The 4,730-nt window shown below is 39.2% G+C and carries 4 protein-coding genes; 3 read left to right on the top strand and 1 reads right to left on the bottom strand.

Going from position 1 to position 4,730, the window contains the following annotated elements:
* A partial coding sequence (locus tag F6K06_RS33095; RefSeq protein ID WP_287287966.1) for a patatin-like phospholipase family protein occupies nt 1–643 on the bottom strand: 643 nt, incomplete at its 3' end.
* Nucleotides 644–851: 208 nt separating this feature from the next.
* On the opposite strand from F6K06_RS33095, the gene F6K06_RS33090 reads away from it, so the two are divergent.
* The 3 genes from F6K06_RS33090 to F6K06_RS33080 all read left to right on the top strand — a co-directional run bounded on the left by F6K06_RS33090 (nt 852) and on the right by F6K06_RS33080 (nt 4,489).
* Nucleotides 852–1,646: an SDR family oxidoreductase gene (locus tag F6K06_RS33090; RefSeq protein ID WP_124143390.1), complete on the top strand. Its 795-nt coding sequence runs from the start codon at nt 852–854 to the stop codon at nt 1,644–1,646.
* A gap of 391 nt (nt 1,647–2,037) precedes the next feature.
* On the top strand, nt 2,038–2,484 hold the full coding sequence (gene psbQ, locus F6K06_RS33085; protein ID WP_124143389.1) for a photosystem II protein PsbQ: 447 nt from the start codon (nt 2,038–2,040) through the stop codon (nt 2,482–2,484).
* An 832-nt stretch (nt 2,485–3,316) separates the two neighbouring features.
* Nucleotides 3,317–4,489, top strand: a complete 1,173-nt coding sequence (locus tag F6K06_RS33080; protein WP_124143388.1) for an FAD-binding oxidoreductase — start codon at nt 3,317–3,319, stop codon at nt 4,487–4,489.
* Nucleotides 4,490–4,730 lie beyond the last annotated feature (241 nt).

Below are 4,730 nucleotides of genomic sequence, written 5' to 3'. Positions count from 1 at the left end.
GGAAGAAGGAAGAAGGAAGAAGAAAGAGGGAAGAGGAAAGAAGGCTACCCTCGCAAGAAAAAACCATCATTTCCTGTAGATATTCACCCTTGGGTTTACACAAACGATATAAACGGACATGATATAAAGAGTAAACCTGCCCATTCTTTTCGATTCGATGAGCAGGAAAATAAGTAGGAGCTGAAGCAGAAGAGACACAAATCTCCCAAACTGGAACTTGAGCATACCATCGCTCGTGGAACCAACTCTTAAAAATAATTGGGTTGCGATCTTGAGTATCGTAACTAGGAACTAAAACTTTGAGCGGAGGTTTACCTTGATCGGATTTGGGCGTCAGGTCAGCAAATGTGGCTTCTCCAAATTGCTCTTTAAGTACAGAAATTAAGCCTTCATCTGAAAATTTGGGGGTAGAAAGACCGTATTTAAAAATTAATGGCAACCGCTGGGGTGAAAAGAGCTTTTGATAGGGAAATATTTGCAAACCTTTTTCTAAATATAGATCTAATAATTCTTTAGGGCTTTTCCCTAGTGCAATTCCTACAGCCAATATAGACCCTGTTGAAGTACCAGCAATTAGATCGAAGTGGTCTTTTAAACGGCCACCTAATTGTTCCTCAATTTTCTCAAGAATACGGGCTGGCATTACACCTCTAATACCGCCACCATCCAAGTATAGAATACGAAAAGTTATAATATAATCTCCGGTATTTATTTTATTAATCTACCAAAACTGCTGGAATTTTCACTATTTAGTAAATATTTAATAAAATTTATATTCCTTTATACTATGATTAATTATGTAATGTAATTTTAGAACTTTACTTTACATAACTAATCTCAGATCGAATAAAATGAAAACTGCATTAATTACAGGTGCTTCTTCTGGAATTGGTGAAATTTTTGCCAAAGAATTAGCAAGTAGAAAAACTAACTTAGTATTGGTAGCTCGTTCAGAAGATAAACTACAAAAATTAGCAAATGAATTACAAAGTCAATATCAAATTCAGGCTGATGTAATAGTCCAAGATTTAACAGCACCAGCAGCAACAAATTCTGTATTTGAGACAGTTTTTCAGAAAGGATTAACTATAGATTTATTAGTAAATAATGCTGGTTTCGGTGACTATGGAAATTTTACCGAGAGACCTCTAGAAAAGCAGGTTAATATGATTCAATTAAATATTACTGCTTTAGTAGAATTAACACATTTATTTTTACCTGGAATGCAACAAAATAAGTCCGGGGCAATTATTAATGTTTCCTCAATAGGTGGTTTTCAACCTTTACCTTATATGTCAGTTTATGGTGCAACAAAGGCATTTGTTTTAAGTTTTAGTGAGGCATTGTGGGCAGAAAATCAAGATTCAGGGGTGAAGATATTAGCACTTTGCCCTGGACCAACAGAATCAGAATTTTTCCAAAAAGCGGAATTTCCTAAATCTGTAGGCGGATCTTCCATGTCAAAATTGACCCCTACAGAAGAAGTAGTCAAAGATGCTCTTCAAGCTTTAGAAAAAAATCAGTCTAATGCTGTGACAGGAGGCTTTTTAAATCAGGTAATTGTTAATCTTTCTCGTTTTTTCCCACGAGAGACTTTAGTCGGTGTAGTAGAAAAAGTGTTTGGAAGTATTAAGCAAAACAATTGAACGAAGGCAGAAGGCAGAAGGCAGAGGGCACAATCTTTCCTCTACCTTTGTTTATAAGTAGGGCTTACCGATCTAATCTCAAAGGATTGGCAAGTAAAGGTTTGAGCCTTCTTGAATTCCCAAGTTGTGCGCTGGGAGTAGTCTAAAACCCTCGAAAAGTTAGCATAAAAGGCAAACCTTCGGACAGAAAAATTGAGGGACAATTCTTACTCCTACCTCCTCGCTCATTCCCCGTTCTTCCTGTCTCCTGTCTCCTGTCTACTGTCTCCTACCCTTACCCATAAGACTTTTGAGCACAAACCCTAAGTATATATACTCCCCTTGCCAAAATAGTCATTTCCATTTTTAATCTAAGATGGAATATTCAATTTAGTAGATAAATTCAAAGAGGATGATGTTAAATAAACGCTCGATAGTAGCATGGATGATGGCGCTGTTAGTAGCGTTTTTGGCAAGCTGTGGTTCCCCTGCTCCACCGCCAACCTACTCAGATGCTCAATTACAAAAAATTGAACAGTACACAGCGGGAATTGTCGCTTTGCGCGATCGCATGGATGAACTGAAAACCCTAATTCAAAAGGAAGATTGGGTCAATGTAGATACATTTATTCATGGGCCTTTAGGAGACTTGCGGAGCAAGACTAACTATTTGACCCAAAGTTTGTTATTGCCAAAGGATAAAGCACCTGTGTTGGATGCAGCAAAGGAAGTATTTCAGGATTTAGAAGAAATTGATGTTGCAGCAGCAGCAAATGACAAACTGCAAGCGACTAATGAGTATACAAAAGCAATAGCAGATTTTGACACTTTCTTCAGTTTGATACCTAAAAGTAATTAGGGTTTACTGAATAAAGTCTTTTTGCTGGGGTAGGAGACAGGAGACAGGAGACAGGAGACAGGAGAAATGGGAATGAGCGAGGAAGTTAGGAGTAAGAATTGTCCCTGAATTTTTCTGCCCAACTATGCGCCTAAAATACGCTCCTTTTTGAGCGTTTTAGACGTGATAAGGTACTTTTTAAAGGCCAAAAAAAGGCTAAAATCTTTATATGTCAATGCTTTTAGATTTAATCAGCAAGCCCTAATTAAATAAGCAATCAGCAGTCAGCATTTAGCAGTCAGCAATAAATATTTAGAAGGAGATTTCAACCTCTCCTAAACCTTCCGGTTTATAGAAACCGGGGATTTAAACCAGAGATCCTAAAAGCTGAAGCGCTGTTTGCGGAGCATTCCGGTACGGAAATGCTAAAAGCTAATAGCTAGTTAAAACCCTACACCCAACCAGAAGTGTAGCGATGTTAACGAAGTCAGGAGTCAGAAGTTAACCCACCCCTAACCCCTCCCAGGAGGGGAAGTAGGGCATTTGAGCTTCGCTCCAAAAATATTTCGCCTTAAAAGGCGGGGTGGCGCGACCCAATTATTTTGATAAATTTCAATATTACTTGATGGGGTGTGCACTGCACGCCCTATCTTAATTTCTACTTTACCCATTCACTTCTTCCTTCTTTCTTTTTCAAGAAAAAATTATAAATTTTTGGCGTTGGTGATTTTAGGTATGATATCATGTCAAGATAAGATCGCAATCAAAAAACTTTCTTCTTCTTTCTTCCCTCCTGACTCCTGACTCCTGACTCCTGACTCCTAAGTAAATACACTAATTCAGCAACGCTAACATGACTCATATAGTAATTATTGGATGTGGAATTATTGGGGCATCGATCGCCTATCAACTAAGTAAAATTGAAGGGTTAAAAATTACGGTCTTGGACAAACAAGCACCTGCCCAAGCTTCCACTGGCGCTGCTTTGGGGGTGTTGATGGGGGTAATTAGCCAAAAAGTTAAAGGCAGACCTTGGAAAATGAGGCGCATGAGCGTCCAGAGCTATCATAATTTAATTCCTGAGTTGGAAGCAAAAATAAATCGCCCTATTTCTCATAACCGTGATGGTATTTTGTTGTTGTGTTTGCCTGGGGATGACTTAGATAGGTGGAAAAAATTGGTAGATATTCGGCAAGCAGATGGTTTACCATTGGAAATGTGGGATATTGCTCAATTGCGCGATCGCTCTCCTCAGATCGAGACATCTGAAGTTACAGCAGCTATTTATTCTCCTCAAGATTTCCAAATTAACCCGGTGGATCTGACTTTAGCTTTGGTAGAAGCTGCTCAACAAAATGGGGTGAATTTTCATTTTGGAGTAACAGTTGCGGAATATAATACTATAGCGCTACCAAATAACGAATATCGTTGTCAGCAAATACGGACAAAAAGTCTAGACCCAGCTAAAAAAGCTCCTGTTTTGGCGGATGTAAATTGGTTAGTTGTGGCGGCGGGGTTGGGGTCTTTGCCATGTTTGCAAGGAATAAAAGATGGTAAGTTAAGGTCTCTACAACTGAAGCGTAAATCAAATCTTGACCGTAAATTTACTATTGTGCCTGTATTAGGTCAAGCTCTATATTTGCAAGGGCGATCGCCTCTAGGAAATCTAGATTTTCAGCCAGTGATAATTGGGGATGATGTGAATATTGTACCAGTGGGGGAAAATGAATATTGGGTGGGAGCAACGGTAGAATTTCCTGATGATGCGGGTGAGGTGGTAGCGGACTCTAGTAGGTTGGATACGGTGATGGAAAGAGCTATTAGTTTTTGCCCGAGTTTGGCAGATGCAACGGTGTTAAGAAAATGGTCTGGTTTGCGGCCTCGTCCAGAGGGTCAACCAGCTCCTGCTGTTGGTTATTTGGAAGGGTTTAAAAATGTGTTGTTGGCAACGGGTCACTATCGGAATGGGGTGTTATTAGCTCCTGCGACTGCGGAAGCAGTGGAGAAAATGATTGTGAAAAAGTAAGGAAGAAGGAAGAAGAAGTAGGGTGTGTTAGCGTCAGCGTAACGCACCCTACTGGACTACTACCCCTCATTTATACTGCTATAAACTCTTCCTAATTTTTTTATAATAAAAAAGAACTAACACATAACAGATTAAATAATTATGATTGAATGGTTAATTGCTTGGGGGAGTAGTGAAGCGGTTAAATTTATTGCTCAGGAAGTTATTGGAGAATTAGGTAAGGGTGCCGCTGAAGACTATG

Origin of the sequence: Okeania sp. SIO1H4, from assembly GCF_010672695.1 — a bacterium.
GTDB lineage: Bacteria > Cyanobacteriota > Cyanobacteriia > Cyanobacteriales > Microcoleaceae > Okeania > Okeania hirsuta.
The sequence above is the reverse complement of the archived record's forward strand: the minus strand, read 5'-3'. Positions and strand labels throughout refer to the sequence as shown.

Bases quoted from the DNA above. Each gene is read 5' to 3' on its own strand.
- F6K06_RS33090 (WP_124143390.1), top strand. From the start codon at position 852: ATGAAAACTGCATTAATTACAGGTGCTTCTTCTGGAATTGGTGAAATT.
- psbQ (WP_124143389.1), top strand. From the start codon at position 2,038: ATGATGTTAAATAAACGCTCGATAGTAGCATGGATGATGGCGCTGTTA.
- F6K06_RS33080 (WP_124143388.1), top strand. From the start codon at position 3,317: ATGACTCATATAGTAATTATTGGATGTGGAATTATTGGGGCATCGATC.